Raw genomic sequence first — 16,533 nt, forward strand, 5'->3', positions numbered from 1 at the left:
GCTATGAGTAAATTAAAGATGGGAATCATCGGTGCTGGCGGTATTGCACAGGAACGCCACATTCCAGCTTATGCAGGTATGAGTGAAACTGTGGAATTAGCAGCGGTTCAAGACGTTGATATTGATCGTGCGCACGCTGTATCCGAGACCTTTGATATTCCACACGTTTTTGATGACTATAAACCATTATTTGAAGTGGTCGATGCAGTAACAATATGTACACCAAACAAATTCCATTCTGAGATTGCTATCGCTGCACTTGAAGCCGGGGTTCATGTTTTATGTGAGAAGCCCATGGCCATAACGACGAAGGAATGTGAAGCAATGATTGCTGCAGCCGAGAAAAATGACAGGCTTCTATCGATTGCTTACCATTACCGTTATATGCCAGAAGCTAAACTTGCAAAAGAAGCAATCCTGCAAGGTGAGATTGGAGAACCTCTTGTAACGAGAGTACAAGCCATGCGTCGACGCAAAGTACCAGGCTGGGGAGTTTTCACCAACAAAGACTTACAAGGTGGCGGGAGTTTAATCGACTTCGGCTGCCATCTGCTTGATTTAGCGCTTTGGCTGCTTGATGATCCTGAACCTGTGGAGGTTATAGGACGAACGTACGACCGTTTAAGTAAAACCCCTGGTCAAGTGAATGACTGGGGAGCCTTTGACCATGAAACATTCAATGTTGATGATCACGTGACGAGCTATATTACGTTTAAGAATGGGTTATCCATGCAATTCGAATGTTCATGGGCGGCGAACATTAAAGAGGATTATACAGCTTTAAGTATTTCCGGGGTGGATGGGGGAATGGACGTCTATCCGTTCCAACTTTATCAGACAAAATATGGATCTGTATGGAACAGTCAGCCCAACATTCCGAAAGAAAGACTTAGTGAAGGATTTGTACAAGCGAAAAACTTCGTAGACAGTTGTATAGGAGAAGCAGAACTTGTCGTTAAACCAGAACAAGCTTTAAAAGTTACGAAATTAATTGAAGCCATTTATAAAAGTAGTGAAGAAGGTTCCAGCATAAAGATTACAGATTGAGAATGGAGGAATAACTTATGAAACTAGGTGTATTTACGGTGCTTTTTTCCGACTTATCTTTTGAAGATATGCTTGATAAAGCCAAGGAATCAGGATTGAAAGCTGTTGAAATAGGTACAGGTGGTTATCCTGGAAATGCCCATTGTAACGTGGAAGCATTGTTGGAAAGTGAAGAGAAGCGTGCTGAATACTTGGATAAGGTTCATTCGCGCGGGTTAACGATTAGTGCATTCAGCTGTCACGGCAACCCTATTTCACCAGATGAAAAATTTGCACAGGAATCTCACGATGCTTTTGTGAAAACTGTTAAATTAGCAAACCTTCTCGATGTCCCGGTCGTCAATACGTTTTCTGGAACTCCAGGAGGAGCGGAAGGAGACAAATCGCCGAATTGGCCAGTAACCCCTTGGCCGGCTGAGTACTCCGATACTCTTGAATGGCAATGGAATGAAAAGCTTATCCCTTATTGGAAAGAACAAGGTAAATTTGCAGAAGAGCATAATGTGAAAATTGGACTTGAACTCCATGCAGGGTTTCTCGTTCACACGCCTCACACGATGTTAAAGCTTCGGGAAGCTACGTGTGATGCTGTAGGAGCTAACCTTGATCCAAGTCATTTATGGTGGCAGGGGATAGACCCGGTTGCTGCTATTAAAATTCTCGGAAATGCAAATGCCATTCATCACTTCCACGCAAAAGATACGTACATTGACCAGGAAAATGTTAACATGTACGGGTTGACGGACATGCAGCCCTATGGAGAAGTGAAAACAAGAGCTTGGAGCTTCCGTTCGGTGGGGTATGGACATGGCATTCAGGAATGGTCTAATATTGTAAGTGCGCTTCGTACGTATGGTTATGATCATGTCATCAGCATTGAACACGAAGATCCTATTATGTCAATTAGTGAAGGCTTTAATCAAGCCGTTAAGAATTTAAAAGCCGTAAATATTGAGGAGCCTCCAGCAGATATGTGGTGGGCTTAATGGTTGAGGAGAAGGAGTGATTTATATGGCAAATCGATCAGGTTTTATGGGTGGCATGTATGCCGTCAGCGAATGGATTAGCAGGTTTACGTTAGGAAATTTGCTGTGGGCCTTGTTCAATTTGCCAGTTGGCCTCCTTCTTCTCAGTTTATTAAACTTACAAGACAGCGGGCTTATCTTTTATATCATGGCACCTCTCGTATTAATTACCCCTTTTGTATTTTTCCCCGCAACAACTGCTCTATTTGCTAAAGCGAGAGAATGGGTGAGAAAAGATGAAAATGATCTAGTCGAGAACTCGTACATTTATTACTATAAGGAAAATTATTTGAAAAGCTTAGGTGGCGGTATTGTATTTGTAGTACTATGGACTGTACTTGCGGCTGACGTCTATTACTTCTCTACGCGAAATACTTTTCTGATGAACGCTTTTCTTATTATGGGGATTTTGTTGTTTGTTTGGACGATTAACTTTTTCGCTGTGATGGCTCATTATGACATGAAGCTTAAAGGCTTTCTTAAGCAGTCCTTCTTTATAACGATAGGCAGCCCTTTATTATTTTTGACGATTGTCATTAGTTCAGCTATTGTGTTATACATTAGTCTTTATATCTTCCCTTTATTAATTCCAATCGTAACGGGGTCTCTAATCGCCTTTCTATCTTTCTCAGCTTTCTACCGCCTTCATTTAAAAATTGTTAATAATAAAAAATAACTACAATAAACCAAGCTTAAAAAACCTGGTTTATTTTTATCAGGATGAGACAAACCTAAATAAAGCATAAAATAATCCGAACGATTTTGCAGCAATCAGTTCGGATTATTTATATTAAAGAGAATTTATGCCAACGCTCCGTCAAAACACTCGTTTTCCGTGGGCACGGCCTTAGCTTCCTCAGAAAGTAAAAAGCGCTTTCCTGCGGGATCTTCGGCTCGCGCTATTCCCACAGGAGTCTTCGTATTTTGACTACGATGGTGATCTACGTTTAAACGAATGTTTGTTTTTTACATCACTGCTTTACTTACATACCAGCCTCATTTTTATGATATAAGTTATAGGATGATTCACTACTCACCTGCAAATAAATAGAACCACCAATTGTTAGTTCTTAGAGCAAAGAAATGGTAGAGGTTTTTTGATATATTGGAAGAAAGGAGGAAACGACTATGAATCCGTATAACCAACGCCAGCGATTTCGTACTCAGCAGGAGAGCGGAACGACCTCAGGCATGTGTGATAACTACCTGCAAGCGAATATGCTTGTACTGCCCAAGGAATATGCATTTGACTTTTTGTTGTTTTGTCTGCGCAACCCAAAACCGTGTCCGATTGTAGATGTATTAGAACCAGGAATAACGACGCCCAAAATAGCCAATGCTGATATTCGGTCGGACTTACCTAAATACCGCATTTATCGCAACGGTGAATTTGTAGAAGAGGTAAAAGATATTCAGGGAGTGTGGCGAGACGATTTTGTTACCTTCCTAATTGGATGCAGCTTTACTTTTGAGAAAGCCCTTCTTGAAGATGAAATCAATCTTCTTCACCAAGAACAAAGAAAAGTGGTACCTATGTATAAAACCAACATTCCTTGTGAAGAAGCTGGACGTTTTAAAGGAAATATGGTTGTCAGTATGAGAGCTCTTAAACCTGAAGAAATAGATAGAGCCGTTAAAATCACAGAATCTTTCGAAACCTCCCATGGTAGTCCTGTTCATATTGGAAACCCTGCTGAGATAGGAATCGATGACATAACGGTTCCTGATTATGGAGAAAGTGTTGATTTTAATGAAGAAGAACGTATTCCAGTTTTTTGGGGGTGTGGAGTCACCCCACAAAATGTATGCTTACACGCCAAACCAGAAATTATGATCTCTCACGCTCCTGGCCATATGCTTATTACGGACCAGTTTGAAGAAAAGAAGTAAGTGGAATGTATTATAGAAGTAACGATAAGCGATGTTTTCATTCAAAGGAGATGTTTAAATGAAGCAGCACGTGACCCCTTATTTAACGTTTAATGGGAATGCCAGTGCAGCTCTACATTTTTACAAGGATACTTTTGGCGGTGAAATTACAGACATACAAACGTTTGATGAAGCAGACTTTCATACCCCTTCTCAAATGAAAGACCGTATTATGCATGCGCGTTTACAGAATGGTCCAATGCTGCTTATGTTTTCTGATAGCTTCTCAGCAGATGGTTCAGAAGCCAGCGGAACTCAAGTTTCGCTGGCTGTAGAATTGGAAGATGAACATGAAATTAAAGAAATTTATGAAAAACTTAAAGTACAAGGAACCGTAAAGATGGAACTTCAGGATACATTTTGGGGCGCAACTTTCGCAAAAGTTACGGATAAGTTTGGAATAACCTGGGATTTAATTTTGCAAAAATAAATACAATGGACATGGAAGATGATGGAGGACTAATTCCCCGCATCTTCCTTTTTTGTTTTTTCGGTACCAGGTACACGGCAGCACGAATAGGAGTAATAGGAATCAGTAGGGCGCATTTATTAGTAAATGTGATTTTTTATCTGCTGGATGCAAGAATATAAAGATATTTACATGAATATGACTTTATTCAGAATATTTACATTATTATCAATTTTTGAGATAATAAAAATTGAACATAAAAGGGGGAGAACGCTGATGAAAGGTAATAAGTTAGGATGGATTTTACTTAGCTTGGTCTTATCTGTTCTGTTAGTAGGATGTGGTACTTCCGACTCAGAAGGTGCTGAAGACGGTGAATCGGGTGGCGATACATATACCGTGGCTACCGATAATAACTTTGTGCCGTTTGAATTCTTGGACGAGGATACGGGAGAGATGGAAGGGTTTGATATGGACTTAATCCGTGCGATTGCAGATGAAGCAGGATTTGAAGTTGATATTGAAGCGATGAAGTTTGATGGAGTTGTTACAGGTATGCAGTCCGCCAAATATGACATAGGGATTGCAGGAATGACAATTACTGAAGAACGTAAAGAAAACATTGATTTTTCAGACCCATATTATGATGCAGGTCTAATGCTTGCAGTCCATTCAGATAACACAGAGATCGAATCTGAAGATGACTTAGCAGGTAAGACTGTAGCCACACGTTCAGGTACTACTAGTGAATCCTATTTACAGGAAAACCATCCCGATGCAGAAGTAGAAACCTTCCCAGGAATTGTAGAAGCTTATATGGATTTACAAGCTGGGCGCGTGGATGCTGTTATGTATGATGTACCTAACGTTCAATACTATGTCGCTAACGATGCAGAGGGAGAACTGAAAACAGTAGGCGATATCCTTCAAGGTGAACAATATGGAATTGCATTTCCGAAGGACTCTGAGCTTGTTGAAGACGTGAACGAAGCGTTAGCCACATTAATTGATAATGGAACTTACGATGATATTTATGAAGAGTGGTTCGGAGAGCGCAAATACGATACAGAATCCTCAGAATAATCAATAAAGCGTAGCAGGGCTATGTCTTGTTACGCTTTTCTCTTTTAAACCTACCAATCATATGACTATCAAAATAGCAGCACATAAGGAGCGTTAATTACATATGGATGCCTTCATGGAAACACACTACATGCGAGTGATGCCTTTTTTATTAGAAGGTCTCATGTACACACTTTTAATTACAGGAGTAGGTTTGTTTTTTGGATTTATTCTTGGAGCTATATTTGGGTTAGCACGTCTCTCAAAGAGTAAGATCATATATGGGATAGCTACTGTTTATGTAGAAGTGTTAAGAGGTACACCTATTCTTGCACAGATTTTATTTATCTATTTTGGTCTCCCAGATGTACTCGGTTTTAATATTGATAAAATTACAGCCTCCATTATTGCGATTGCAGTAAACGCAGGTGCTTACATTGCAGAAATTGTACGTGGTGCTGTTTACTCGATTGATAAAGGGCAAAGTGAAGCAGGACGTTCGATTGGTTTGACGAGGGGGCAAACGATGCGTTATATCATTTGGCCGCAGGCTTTTAAACGAATGATTCCGCCCCTTGGTAACCAATTTGTTATTAGTTTAAAAGATACTTCCTTATTTTCCGTTATAGCCGTAGGTGAACTAACCTATATGGGTCAGCAATATTATGGCTTAACGTTCGCAGCTTTTGAAGCATTAACCATGGTTTGTCTCTTATATCTAGCAATCACAGTTCCGGCATCGATATATTTACGTAGAGTAGAAAGGAGACTGGATGTGTAATGATTAGTGTAAGAGATCTGCATAAATCTTTTGGTGATAATGAAGTTCTAAAAGGAATTGATCTAGAGGTCAGTGCCCAGGAAGTGGTTTGTGTCATTGGTCCATCAGGGTCAGGGAAAAGTACATTGCTGCGTTGCCTGAACTTATTAGAAGAAGTAACAAGTGGAGACGTTTTTATTGAAGGAAAAAATTTAACAGATCCTAAAGTAGATATAAATGAAGTTCGATCACGAGTGGGAATGGTATTCCAGCACTTTAATCTATTTCCACACATGACGGTTCTAGAAAATATTACTTTAGGGCCTAAAAAGATTAAAGGTGTTAAGAAAGCTCAAGCAGAAAAAGAAGCAGAGCCTCTACTTGCGAAAGTGGGTCTTTCAGATAAAGCTAATGTGTATCCAGACAGTCTTTCAGGGGGGCAAAAGCAGCGTGTAGCAATTGCCCGATCGTTAGCAATGAATCCGAAAATTATGCTATTTGATGAGCCTACTTCAGCTTTGGATCCAGAGCTAGTCGGCGACGTATTAGCTGTAATGAAGGATCTGGCCAAGGAAGGGATGACAATGGTCGTTGTGACTCACGAGATGGGATTTGCTCGTGAAGTCGGTGATCGAGTGATCTTTATGGATGAAGGGATCATTATGGAGGAAAATGTGCCCGCGAAGATCTTTGGTGAACCTGATAACCCAAGGACACGAGAATTCCTATCAAAAGTTTTATAATTTAAAAAAACCACTTCAGTATACTTACTGAAGTGGTTTTTTGAGGTGACACGTCCATATCTAAACACTTCAACAATTTTCGTACATACATACCAATTTTTTATAATTTATTCTATAATAATAGTAACTAGGTGAAGGGGTGTACGAATGGAAAAAAGAAGAAATAAACATAGTCGTAAAAAGAAGAAAAAATTGCTTTGGATTACCCTTTCCATTATTCTTCTCATAGGTGTTGGAGTTTCTGCTTACTTATACAGCATCTATAACAATGTAAAAACTACTGTTGATAATGATATTCATGAAACCGTAACAGGAATTGATCATGAAGCTACCAAGAAAAAAGTTGATGATCAAGATCCAATTAACATACTTCTGCTGGGTGTTGATGAGAGAGATAATGATAAAGGACGCTCAGATACAATGATTGTAATGACGCTTGACCCTGCGCAAGAGCGGATGCAGATGGTGAGCATACCTCGTGACACCCGCACCGAAATTGTTGGACGAGACATGGAGGATAAGATTAATCATGCGTACGCATTTGGTGGAAGTGAAATGTCCGTAAACACTGTTGAAAGTTTTCTTGATATTGAGCTTGATTACTACTTGCGTATGAATATGGAAGGACTTGGGCAGCTAGTTGATGCTGTTGGCGGGATTACTGTTACTAACGAATTTGCTTTTGAATATGGCGGGAAAGATTTCTCTGAGGGAGAAATAGAATTGAACGGGGAAGAAGCTTTAGCTTGGGTAAGAATGAGGTATGATGATCCTCAAGGTGATGCTGGACGAAACGAGCGTCAGCGGCAAGTCATTCAAGGGGTTATTGACCGCGGGGCCAATATTAACGCTGTCAACAAAATTGGAGATATTATGGATGTACTAGGAAATAATGTAGCGACTAATATGAAGTTTGAAGACATGCGTAATTTAGTAACTAATTATCGTGGTGCAAGAAAAGATGTCTCATCCTATCAAATGAGCGGTGATGGAACGACGATTGATAATATTTATTACCTTCAAGTACCTGAATCAGAGGTGGAAAAAACAAATGAAATGATTCAGGATTTCAGTTCATAAGAAAAATTATTTCTTTTTTACAACAAGTTGTGAACTCTTTTTAAAAGGGTATATTATAGTATTCATGCGCACGTTATTTCCGGGGAAATAACTGTCGTAATTTGTGTGAAATGCTGCTCGCTTTAATATTATCACATTCAAAGGGGCGAGTTTTATGATCAAAGGATGGACATTATTAATACTTGGGTCTGTATTTTTAATCGGATGCACATCTGACAGTGTCGATTCAGAACCTACAAATAAGAGTGAAAAAGAAGATGAAAAAACAACCGAAGAACATTCTGCTCAGTTAAGTGATGGTGAGTGGGAGTTTAGTGAATCATTGGAAAGTAACCTGGAAAAAGCTCTTGGGAAAAATCCTGAAAATGCAACAGAAGAAGAGCTATATGAAGTTTTAGATGATGAATCGTTAAGAGAGCAATATTTAAATGAACTCTATGATTTGCTTGAGTTAAAAGTGGAGGATGGGCTCATTAGCTTAGAAGAAGCTGATGCTCAAAAGGAAACGATGGAGTTTATATTTGAAGAAGAGTAAGAGCCATGACTTTTAAGTCATGGCTCTTTTTTTGTTGTCTAGGAAATTATAAAATTCCAATATTTGGATATATGTTTAAAAGAGCGACATCCAGCTCCAGCGCCCAGACACTCGCGCCTTTGTTCTATTATTCAAATAATGATGGGATACCTTCAATAAGAGTATATACACCCATGTAGGACATTGCTACGACAACGAGTGCTCCAAACACGGTCATCCAGATTGGGTGTTTATAAGTCCCTACTATTTTAGATTTGTGAGCAGCCACAAGCATGACACCCAATGCTAAAGGTAAGATCAAGCCATTCACCGATCCTACTAACACGAGAATACTTACAGGTTCTCCGACAAAAGCGAAGACAAATGTGGAAACCGTAATAAAGCCAATCGTTAAATATCGATGGTTATTCTCTAATATTGGACTGAATGAGCGAATAAAGGATACAGAGGTGTAGGCGGCACCAACTACTGATGTAATGGCAGCTGCCCAAAAGACAATTCCAAAGATCTTGTATCCTACATTCCCAGCTGCAAGCTGAAATACAGAAGCAGGGGGATTGCTGGGATCTAAAGAAAAACCTTGAGATAATACACCTAAAACAGCAAGGAATAGGAAAATCCTCATTATTGAGGCAACACCAATAGCATAGACGGAACTTTTCGTAACTTCTGGCAAGGCTGCTTTCCCTTTTAAACCAGCCTCTATCAGACGGTGTCCACCAGCAAATGTAATATATCCTCCTACTGTACCTCCAACTAAAGTCACAATAGCTAAAAAGTCAATCGTGTCAGGGGCGAAACTTTTAACGGCAGCTTCGCCAACAGGCGGCTGAGCTGTAAACATGACGTAAATCGTTAGTGCGATCATTACAAAACCTAACATTTGAGTAAATCTGTCCATTAGACGTCCTGCTTCTTTTACTAAGAATATACCGATGGCTAATGCCCCACTAAGTACGGCTCCAAGCTGGGGGGAGATACCAAACAATACATTGGTACCTAGTCCAGCACCTGCTATGTTCCCAATGTTAAATGCTAACCCACCTGCTACGACAAGTGCGGCAAGTACATATCCTAATCCTGGAAGAACATCATTGGCGATATCTTGTGCTCGTTTTTCACTCACCGCGATAATTCGCCATATGTTCATCTGCGCCCCAATGTCTATGATGATGGAGACTAAAATTACAAAACCAAAGCTAGCAAGAAGCTGTTCAGTAAAAACAGTCGTCTGAGTTAAAAATCCTGGTCCAATTGCCGAGGTTGCCATTAAGAAAGCAGCGCCGACTAATATACTTCGATTTGTTGTTTTCATAAAGAGCCTCCTATCTCAGCTGTTATAGTATATTAGAAATTTTATCAATTTTAATTGCGGATTCTTTTAAAGTAGAAGATATATTTTGTGCAAACTCGAGGGCATGAGCTCCGTCGCCATGAATACAAATCGTATCTGCTTGAATGGAAATGTCATCCCCATCTACGGATTTTACTCTGCTTTCTTTTACCATTCGTACAACCTGCTGAATAGCTTCTTCAGCATTCGTAATAAGAGCATTGGATTCTAATCTGGAAGTTAGGGAGCCGTCGTTTTGATAGGTGCGGTCTGAGAAGACTTCATTGGCTGTTTTCAGGCCAGTTTTCTCACCAGCTTTCACAAGTTCACTCCCAGATAAGCCAAATAAAATAAGCTCTGAGTTTACGTCATAAACCGCTTCTGCTATAGCTTCTGATAGGGAAGCGTCTTTAGCAGCCATATTAAAAAGAGCTCCATGAGGTTTAACATGCTGCAATTGACCACCTTCAGCTTCAACAAATGCATGTAGTGCCCCAATTTGATAAACCACTAGCTCATAAGCTTCTCTAGGGGTAATGTTCATATTTCTGCGTCCAAAACCCGCTAAGTCTTGTAAGCCGGGATGAACGCCTATTCCTACATTTTTCTCAAGAGCCATCTTCACAGTTTTTCTCATAGTTGTTGGATCACCAGCATGAAAACCGCAAGCTATATTTGCAGAAGTCACGTAGTCTAGAATTTCTTCGTCTCGCCCCATTACATATGTGCCGAAACTTTCTCCCATATCACAATTAATATCTACTGCATAGCTCATTTTAATTCCTCCTTCTGCTTAAGTGAGATGGATCGTTTTAGTAATTGAATCGAATGTTCTTGCTCAAGTAGTGCTTGTTGAGCTTCTGCTAAAGTCATTTCTTTAAAAGTAAGGTGTTCGCCAGGTTTCATTTGGCAAAGAACGGGAAGATCGACACTCGCGACTTGTCCAATTTTAGGATAGCCGCCTGTCGTTTGACGATCAGCTAATAATACAATCGGGTTCCCATCGTTTGGAACTTGAATGGATCCAAATGAAACGGCTTCTGAAATAAGTTCACGAGGTTCTTTTAGTGATAAAGTTTCTCCTTCCATACGAAACCCCATACGATCTGATTGAGAAGATACTTTAAATGGGGTTGAAAATAAAGATTGTTGACTGTCTTCTTTAAACCACTCATATTGCGGCCCTTTAATTAATGAGATCACAGGTCTTGGCGAATAGTTTGGAATAAGGTCAGTAGATATGGCCCAATCCATTTCTACATAACTTCGTTTTTCTGCCTGAATTTTGCGTGGATACGGTCGTGACTGCCTAAATTGAATCACATCATCAGGTTCTAGGGACCTTCCTTCATACCCTCCAATATTTGCTCGCATATAAGTTGCGCGGCTCTCCATAACAGGTGGAATATCCATCCCACCTCCAATAGCAATATAGGAACGACACCCTGATTGAGGTTTGCCAAAAGACAGGGTGGCTCCTTTAGTTACAAAAATCGGCTTCCACATCTTGATTTTCTCTCCATCAATGGATGGTGATAAATTTCCCCCGCAAATAGATATGATTGCTTCTTCCTCAAATTTGATCACTGGTCCGAGAAGAGTCACTTCTAGGGTGGCCTCGTTTTCTTCATTTCCTACGAGTAAGTTAGCGATTCGATGAGCAAAAGTATCCATGCTTCCACTCGCAATGACCCCATACTTTTGATAGCCTGTTCGTCCTAAATCTTGGACGGAGGTCAACAGTCCATCTTTAACGATTTTCATCATGACGATGACTCCTCCCAGCTTTGGTATTCGGCTTCACTAATTTCTTTAAATATGATTTTGTCGCCTGCACGCAGCAGGCTTGGGATCTCTTGTTCCGGTGTGAATAAGCGTTTTGGAGTGCGCCCGATTAACTGCCAGCCACCTGGAGTTTCAATAGGATACACGCCTGTCTGCTTACCGGCAATCCCAACCGTCCGCTCAGGAATTTCTAACCGCGGTGAGTTTCTTCTAGGAGCCGCAATTTTCTCTGACATTCCACCAATAAAAGGGAAGCCAGGAGCAAAACCTATCATGTAAACTGAGTAATCGCCTGATTTATGAATATCGATAACCTCTCTTGTCGTAAGGTTATTATGTTCAGCTACGAACTCTAGGTCTGGACCAAACTCCCCACCGTAGCAAACAGGGATTTCAATAGTTCTCGGTGTAGCTGCATCGCCTGATTCTACTAAGGTTAATAATTCTTCGAGATTCTTTTTCACTTGTTCATAAGGAAGAATTCCATCTTTATTTAATACAACGGGATGATAAAAAACGGTCACTGTAGTAAACGCTGGGATGTATTCAACCATCCAATATGGTCGTTGTTTGTCCAGCAATTGAGAAATAAGGCGTACGTTTGCTTGTGCCTCTTCATTGATTTCATGACTCACAGTAATGACGATCGCTTGATCCCCTAAAGGGGTTAATGTGTAGTCCAATATTTCACCTCATATCTGTGTAAAAATTCAGAATTATATACTTATTAAAGTATAGAGGATTCTTCGAAAAGTGACAAATTCACTTTTCATATGCACCTAAACCAGCATTACATAAACTGAGAAAAGCTATTACTTTATTTAAAAGTCCTTATTATACTTTGAAAAAGTTAAAGTTCTATGTTACAAATAAATGATGAATTTTTAAAAAAATAAGTAAACTTTTAAATAGGAAAGTGTAGAAAAAAGGAGATGTTCTTATGGCTACACGTAGTATGAAACATCGTAGGAAAAAGAAAAAAACGTGGCTGCTTTCCACATTAGCTATTGTTTTATTGTTAGCTGGTGGTGGAGCTGCTTATTTATATTCAATGTATAATAACGTAAAAACAACGGTGGATGACGATATTCATGAAGAAGTTAGTGGCATTGATGATGAAGCCGCTAAAGAAAAAGTAGAAGAGGAAGAGCCGATTAACGTATTGCTGTTAGGCGTTGATGAGAGAGATAATGATACAGGCCGAGCCGATACAATGATCGTTTTGTCACTTGACCCTGCTAATAATCGTATGCAAATGGTCAGTATCCCTAGGGATACACGAACTGAAATATCTGGAGAAGGAACAACAGATAAAATTAATCATTCGTATGCTTATGGCGGAAGTGAAATGGCCGTTAATACTGTAGAAGACTTTTTAGACATTGATTTGGATTATTATGTTCGTATGAATATGGATGGTTTATCTCAAATGGTTGATGCTGTTGGAGGAATTGAAGTATCGAACGATCAGTCTTTCTCTCAAGGCGGCTACGACTTTAAAGAAGGAAATATTGAGTTAAACGGTGATGAAGCATTGGCCTATGTAAGGATGAGAAAGGATGATCCTGAAGGCGACGCAGGAAGAAATGATCGCCAGCGTGAAGTCATCCAGGGGACAATTGATCAAGGAGCTAATGCCAATATAGCCAACAACATTGATGACATGATGGATGTCCTAGGCAATAATGCTGCCACTAATATGAAATTTGAAGATATGAGAAACCTTGCAACCAATTATCGAAGTGCCCGTCATGATATGGAAACGTATCAGATGGAAGGAGAAGACACGTATATTAATGATATATATTATTTAGATGTTCCTGAGTCTGAGATTGAGAAAACAAGAGATAAAATCAATGAATATACACCTAGTTAAACAGAAAGCTGTCTCGTTTGTTGAGACAGCTTTTTTCTTGTTGTCTAGGAAATTATAAAATTCCAAGCTGTGGATGTATATGTTTAAAAGAGCGACATCCAGCTTCAGCGCCCAGACACTCGCGTCATAAGCAATCCGCCCTGCGGAAGGGGAGGCCGCATTCCTCCGGCCGTTTTGCTTATGCGTTTCGTGTTTACCAGGGCGCTTGCGCTTTCTTTCTCAGGGTAGAGCCCCTCCTTTAAAAGCTATTTCAGTTTCTATGTTATATTATGGATAACTAGGTGTAAGGGAGTGGAGAAAATTGAAACCAACTATAGGATTCATTGGAACAGGTGTCATGGGGAAAAGTATGGCACACCGCTTATTGGAAGCTGGATATGACGTACATACTTACACGCGTACAGCTTCGAAGGCAAAGGAGCTTTTACAAAATGGAGCTATATGGCAAGGAAGCGTGAAGGAACTGGCAAAACAAACAGACGTTATCATTACAATGGTCGGTTATCCACGGGATGTGGAAGAGGTTTATTTCGGAACGAATGGTCTGATAGAGAACGCCTTAAAAGGGTCGATACTCATTGATATGACGACCTCGTCCCCAGATTTGGCCAAAAAAATTGCTGAGAAAGCGAAAGAAAAAGAGCTACATGCTATAGATGCTCCTGTTTCGGGCGGTGACATAGGTGCTAGGAACGGGAAATTATCGATTATGGTAGGCGGGGAAAACCATACGGTAGATCAGGTTATGCCAATCTTTAAAGAACTGGGTCAAAATTACGTATGGCAGGGACCTGCAGGAGCTGGGCAATTCACTAAAATGTGCAATCAAATTGCCATTGCCTCAACTATGATAGGGGTTACCGAAGCCCTTGTTTATGCAGAAAAAGCCGGACTTGATCCTAATATAGTATTAGAGAGTATTAGCGGGGGTGCAGCTGGAAGCTGGTCTCTCAGTCATTTAACACCTAGAGTAATTAGACGGGACTTTTCACCCGGGTTCTTTATCAAACACTTTATTAAAGATATGACCATTGCCATAGAATCAGCAGAAGAAATGGGAATCGACTTACCTGGATTAAAGTTAGCGAAAGAACTGTATGAAGAGCTGGCACGTAACGGTGAAGAAAACAGCGGTACACAAGCCCTATATAAGTATTATGTATAAAAAAAGCCGTCTCAAAATTTGAACTTTGAGACGGCTTTTATGTTTATTCAGCTGAATTTGAGAGCCATGCTTTATAATCATCTATATCTGAACGAACTTGTTTAATCACTAAGTTCAAGATATACACGTCGTCAATCAAACCAGCAACTGGTATAAAATCAGGGATTGCATCCAGCGGCATTAATAAATAAAGAATTCCACCAAGAATAGCAATAATAGATCCTCTAGGTGCTTTTCTATAATCTCCGCGCACCCAATCTCTCACCATATTAAACATTAGTTGAAGCTCGTGCCATACTTCGGAGAGAGGTCCTTCATTTTTAAAAGATTTGTCTCTTGCCTGCTGAATCACATCTTTTGTTTTTTCCGGATTATTTATTAAATTTTGAGCTCTATCTTTTAGATTTTCAAATATACGACGTGCTTTTCCTTTTTCTAAATTTTCCATGTTGAAATCTCCCTTTAAAAACAGTGTTTTTTCTCTTTACCTTAAAATCGTTTATACTAAACAATAAGAGTAAAATGGAGAGGAGCGAACGTATATGACAAAGGTGGGGAGAAATGATCCGTGTCCATGTGGGAGTGGGAAGAAGTATAAGAAGTGTCACGGTCAGTCGAATGTAATAGATTTCCCTGCAAAAGTTATTGAAGAGGAGCTTGATCAGCATTTCTTGAGATTTCAAGATTTTATGTTTGATCAATATCCTCATCTTTTTCCTCGTGTGAAACCAACGACTGATGAGGAAGAGGTGGAGCAATTTATAACGTTGCTATATAAAGGGCTATTTGAGGTGCAAAATGGGGAGGAAACCGTTTTTCAACAGTATTTGCATGAAAATGAATCGTCTATTCAAAGACCTTCTGTTTCTGAAGCCCTAAGATCGTGGCAGGAGTCAAAAGCCAGCATCTTTAAAATGTTGAACTACGACGGAGAATCGATCATTGAGGTGGAAGATGTGTTGTTCGGAGGGACTTACAAAGTAGATCGAGACCGTATCCCTCTAAAGGTTAAAGATTTCGCCATAGCCCCCTATTACACAGGTATTCTATTAAACTATGGACCTATTTATAAATTTGCTCCGATGGCTGTTCCAGTGGAGGAGAGATCCTATCAAGCAATCCGTATGGGATTGGAGCAAGATTTCGAAGAACAGGCTGATGAGGAGTCCTTAAAAGGATATTTCCACGCTGCTTTTTTGTATCAGTTGCCCCAATGGATCTATTTTGATGAAGATAACGGATTAGAAACGATATGGAAAGGGAAACCTGCTGAACGAGAGGTTCTAGATTTAATTGACCAATCCTTGGAACAGGAATTCAAAGAAGAAGGAAACTATCAATTGTTAAAAGACATGTGGATTATGTTTTGCAATGATGAATCGCCTGTTATTCGTAAGTCAGAAGTGTTTGCAGCAAGTTTAGAATACTGTTATAAAACCAGTTCTTATTTTTGGAAAGAAACCGAGACTTCAAAGAGAGCAATAGCAGAAAAATATAGCGTGAGTCCAAATAGTCTCTCGAAGCGTTATGATGAGTTAAAGGATTATTTTGAGGAAAAAATTTTATCCTAAATAAACCTACGAAAAAGAGCCAGCATTGAAAGCTGGCTCTCAGCTTGTGGAGAAACTCCTGTTTTTCCGCAAGCTTTTTTTCTTGCCGCCAGGAGCGAAGTCCCCTTCCCTTTCCGAGGACGAGCGCCCGAGCTTCCTCGCGAAACCCACGCTCGGTGATCTCGGCTCACTCGTTCTTCCGCAGGAGTGGAAGGGGCCTCGCTTCTTGAAATT

The 16,533-nt window shown here is 40.0% G+C and carries 18 protein-coding genes; 13 read left to right on the forward strand and 5 right to left on the reverse strand.

Annotated elements, in window-relative coordinates:
• Nucleotides 1-3: 3 nt before the first annotated feature.
• The 10 genes from IEV27_RS16145 to IEV27_RS16190 all read left to right on the forward strand — a co-directional run bounded on the left by IEV27_RS16145 (nucleotide 4) and on the right by IEV27_RS16190 (nucleotide 8,590).
• Nucleotides 4-1,047, forward strand: coding sequence for a Gfo/Idh/MocA family protein (locus IEV27_RS16145; RefSeq protein ID WP_188378533.1), 1,044 nt, complete (start codon nucleotides 4-6; stop codon nucleotides 1,045-1,047).
• Between the two features lie 17 nt (nucleotides 1,048-1,064).
• Nucleotides 1,065-2,033 (forward strand): sugar phosphate isomerase/epimerase family protein, encoded by a 969-nt coding sequence (locus IEV27_RS16150; RefSeq protein WP_188378534.1) that lies wholly within the window; start codon nucleotides 1,065-1,067, stop codon nucleotides 2,031-2,033.
• A gap of 25 nt (nucleotides 2,034-2,058) precedes the next feature.
• Complete coding sequence (locus IEV27_RS16155; protein WP_188378535.1) at nucleotides 2,059-2,748, forward strand: YesL family protein; 690 nt, start codon at nucleotides 2,059-2,061, stop codon at nucleotides 2,746-2,748.
• A 452-nt stretch (nucleotides 2,749-3,200) separates the two neighbouring features.
• Complete coding sequence (locus tag IEV27_RS16160; protein WP_188378536.1) at nucleotides 3,201-3,962, forward strand: putative hydro-lyase; 762 nt, start codon at nucleotides 3,201-3,203, stop codon at nucleotides 3,960-3,962.
• Between the two features lie 58 nt (nucleotides 3,963-4,020).
• Nucleotides 4,021-4,431: a VOC family protein gene (locus IEV27_RS16165; RefSeq protein ID WP_188378537.1), complete on the forward strand. Its 411-nt coding sequence runs from the start codon at nucleotides 4,021-4,023 to the stop codon at nucleotides 4,429-4,431.
• Nucleotides 4,432-4,686: 255 nt separating this feature from the next.
• Nucleotides 4,687-5,493 (forward strand): glutamine ABC transporter substrate-binding protein, encoded by an 807-nt coding sequence (locus tag IEV27_RS16170; RefSeq protein ID WP_188378538.1) that lies wholly within the window; start codon nucleotides 4,687-4,689, stop codon nucleotides 5,491-5,493.
• 103 nt (nucleotides 5,494-5,596) lie between these two features.
• Nucleotides 5,597-6,253 carry an amino acid ABC transporter permease gene (locus tag IEV27_RS16175; protein WP_188378539.1) on the forward strand — a complete coding sequence of 219 codons (657 nt, stop codon included), beginning with the start codon at nucleotides 5,597-5,599 and terminating at the stop codon, nucleotides 6,251-6,253.
• Nucleotides 6,253-6,975 carry an amino acid ABC transporter ATP-binding protein gene (locus IEV27_RS16180; protein WP_188378540.1) on the forward strand — a complete coding sequence of 241 codons (723 nt, stop codon included), beginning with the start codon at nucleotides 6,253-6,255 and terminating at the stop codon, nucleotides 6,973-6,975. The genes IEV27_RS16175 and IEV27_RS16180 overlap by 1 nt, the downstream gene beginning before the upstream one ends.
• A gap of 147 nt (nucleotides 6,976-7,122) precedes the next feature.
• Entirely contained in the window at nucleotides 7,123-8,055 is a 933-nt protein-coding gene (locus tag IEV27_RS16185) for an LCP family glycopolymer transferase (RefSeq protein ID WP_188378541.1), read from the forward strand.
• Between the two features lie 154 nt (nucleotides 8,056-8,209).
• Nucleotides 8,210-8,590 carry a hypothetical protein gene (locus IEV27_RS16190; protein ID WP_188378542.1) on the forward strand — a complete coding sequence of 127 codons (381 nt, stop codon included), beginning with the start codon at nucleotides 8,210-8,212 and terminating at the stop codon, nucleotides 8,588-8,590.
• Nucleotides 8,591-8,717: 127 nt separating this feature from the next.
• On the opposite strand, the gene IEV27_RS16195 is transcribed toward IEV27_RS16190, so the two are convergent.
• Genes IEV27_RS16195 through pxpB form a run of 4 tightly spaced genes read right to left on the reverse strand, consistent with a single transcriptional unit; the run spans nucleotide 8,718 to nucleotide 12,391 of the window.
• Nucleotides 8,718-9,905: an NRAMP family divalent metal transporter gene (locus IEV27_RS16195; protein ID WP_188378543.1), complete on the reverse strand. Its 1,188-nt coding sequence runs from the start codon at nucleotides 9,903-9,905 to the stop codon at nucleotides 8,718-8,720.
• A gap of 22 nt (nucleotides 9,906-9,927) precedes the next feature.
• Nucleotides 9,928-10,698, reverse strand: a complete 771-nt coding sequence (locus IEV27_RS16200; protein WP_188378544.1) for a LamB/YcsF family protein — start codon at nucleotides 10,696-10,698, stop codon at nucleotides 9,928-9,930.
• Complete coding sequence (locus IEV27_RS16205) at nucleotides 10,695-11,690, reverse strand: 5-oxoprolinase subunit C family protein (protein WP_188378545.1); 996 nt, start codon at nucleotides 11,688-11,690, stop codon at nucleotides 10,695-10,697. The genes IEV27_RS16200 and IEV27_RS16205 overlap by 4 nt, the downstream gene beginning before the upstream one ends.
• Nucleotides 11,687-12,391, reverse strand: a complete 705-nt coding sequence (gene pxpB, locus IEV27_RS16210) for a 5-oxoprolinase subunit PxpB (protein WP_188378546.1) — start codon at nucleotides 12,389-12,391, stop codon at nucleotides 11,687-11,689. The genes IEV27_RS16205 and pxpB overlap by 4 nt, the downstream gene beginning before the upstream one ends.
• 257 nt (nucleotides 12,392-12,648) lie before the next feature.
• On the opposite strand from pxpB, the gene IEV27_RS16215 reads away from it, so the two are divergent.
• Both IEV27_RS16215 and IEV27_RS16220 read left to right on the forward strand, forming a co-directional pair.
• Entirely contained in the window at nucleotides 12,649-13,584 is a 936-nt protein-coding gene (locus IEV27_RS16215; RefSeq protein WP_188378547.1) for an LCP family glycopolymer transferase, read from the forward strand.
• 301 nt (nucleotides 13,585-13,885) lie between these two features.
• Nucleotides 13,886-14,749 carry an NAD(P)-dependent oxidoreductase gene (locus tag IEV27_RS16220; protein WP_188378548.1) on the forward strand — a complete coding sequence of 288 codons (864 nt, stop codon included), beginning with the start codon at nucleotides 13,886-13,888 and terminating at the stop codon, nucleotides 14,747-14,749.
• A gap of 43 nt (nucleotides 14,750-14,792) precedes the next feature.
• Here IEV27_RS16220 and IEV27_RS16225 read toward each other — a convergent pair whose 3' ends face one another.
• Nucleotides 14,793-15,197 (reverse strand): YkvA family protein, encoded by a 405-nt coding sequence (locus IEV27_RS16225; RefSeq protein ID WP_188378549.1) that lies wholly within the window; start codon nucleotides 15,195-15,197, stop codon nucleotides 14,793-14,795.
• Between the two features lie 94 nt (nucleotides 15,198-15,291).
• On the opposite strand from IEV27_RS16225, the gene IEV27_RS16230 reads away from it, so the two are divergent.
• On the forward strand, nucleotides 15,292-16,320 hold the full coding sequence (locus IEV27_RS16230; RefSeq protein ID WP_188378550.1) for a YecA family protein: 1,029 nt from the start codon (nucleotides 15,292-15,294) through the stop codon (nucleotides 16,318-16,320).
• The last annotated feature ends 213 nt before the right edge of the window (nucleotides 16,321-16,533 follow it).

The sequence above is a fragment of the Halobacillus andaensis genome, from assembly GCF_014636475.1.
GTDB lineage: Bacteria > Bacillota > Bacilli > Bacillales > Halobacillaceae > Halobacillus_A > Halobacillus_A andaensis.

What these genes read in the sequence shown, in the direction of transcription:
- IEV27_RS16145 (WP_188378533.1), top strand. Translation starts at nt 4, where the DNA reads ATGAGTAAATTAAAGATGGGAATCATCGGTGCTGGCGGTATTGCACAG.
- IEV27_RS16150 (WP_188378534.1), top strand. Translation starts at nt 1,065, where the DNA reads ATGAAACTAGGTGTATTTACGGTGCTTTTTTCCGACTTATCTTTTGAA.
- IEV27_RS16155 (WP_188378535.1), top strand. Translation starts at nt 2,059, where the DNA reads ATGGCAAATCGATCAGGTTTTATGGGTGGCATGTATGCCGTCAGCGAA.
- IEV27_RS16160 (WP_188378536.1), top strand. Translation starts at nt 3,201, where the DNA reads ATGAATCCGTATAACCAACGCCAGCGATTTCGTACTCAGCAGGAGAGC.
- IEV27_RS16165 (WP_188378537.1), top strand. Translation starts at nt 4,021, where the DNA reads ATGAAGCAGCACGTGACCCCTTATTTAACGTTTAATGGGAATGCCAGT.
- IEV27_RS16170 (WP_188378538.1), top strand. Translation starts at nt 4,687, where the DNA reads ATGAAAGGTAATAAGTTAGGATGGATTTTACTTAGCTTGGTCTTATCT.
- IEV27_RS16175 (WP_188378539.1), top strand. Translation starts at nt 5,597, where the DNA reads ATGGATGCCTTCATGGAAACACACTACATGCGAGTGATGCCTTTTTTA.
- IEV27_RS16180 (WP_188378540.1), top strand. Translation starts at nt 6,253, where the DNA reads ATGATTAGTGTAAGAGATCTGCATAAATCTTTTGGTGATAATGAAGTT.
- IEV27_RS16185 (WP_188378541.1), top strand. Translation starts at nt 7,123, where the DNA reads ATGGAAAAAAGAAGAAATAAACATAGTCGTAAAAAGAAGAAAAAATTG.
- IEV27_RS16190 (WP_188378542.1), top strand. Translation starts at nt 8,210, where the DNA reads ATGATCAAAGGATGGACATTATTAATACTTGGGTCTGTATTTTTAATC.
- IEV27_RS16195 (WP_188378543.1), bottom strand. Translation starts at nt 9,905, where the DNA reads ATGAAAACAACAAATCGAAGTATATTAGTCGGCGCTGCTTTCTTAATG.
- IEV27_RS16200 (WP_188378544.1), bottom strand. Translation starts at nt 10,698, where the DNA reads ATGAGCTATGCAGTAGATATTAATTGTGATATGGGAGAAAGTTTCGGC.
- IEV27_RS16205 (WP_188378545.1), bottom strand. Translation starts at nt 11,690, where the DNA reads ATGATGAAAATCGTTAAAGATGGACTGTTGACCTCCGTCCAAGATTTA.
- IEV27_RS16215 (WP_188378547.1), top strand. Translation starts at nt 12,649, where the DNA reads ATGGCTACACGTAGTATGAAACATCGTAGGAAAAAGAAAAAAACGTGG.
- IEV27_RS16225 (WP_188378549.1), bottom strand. Translation starts at nt 15,197, where the DNA reads ATGGAAAATTTAGAAAAAGGAAAAGCACGTCGTATATTTGAAAATCTA.
- IEV27_RS16230 (WP_188378550.1), top strand. Translation starts at nt 15,292, where the DNA reads ATGACAAAGGTGGGGAGAAATGATCCGTGTCCATGTGGGAGTGGGAAG.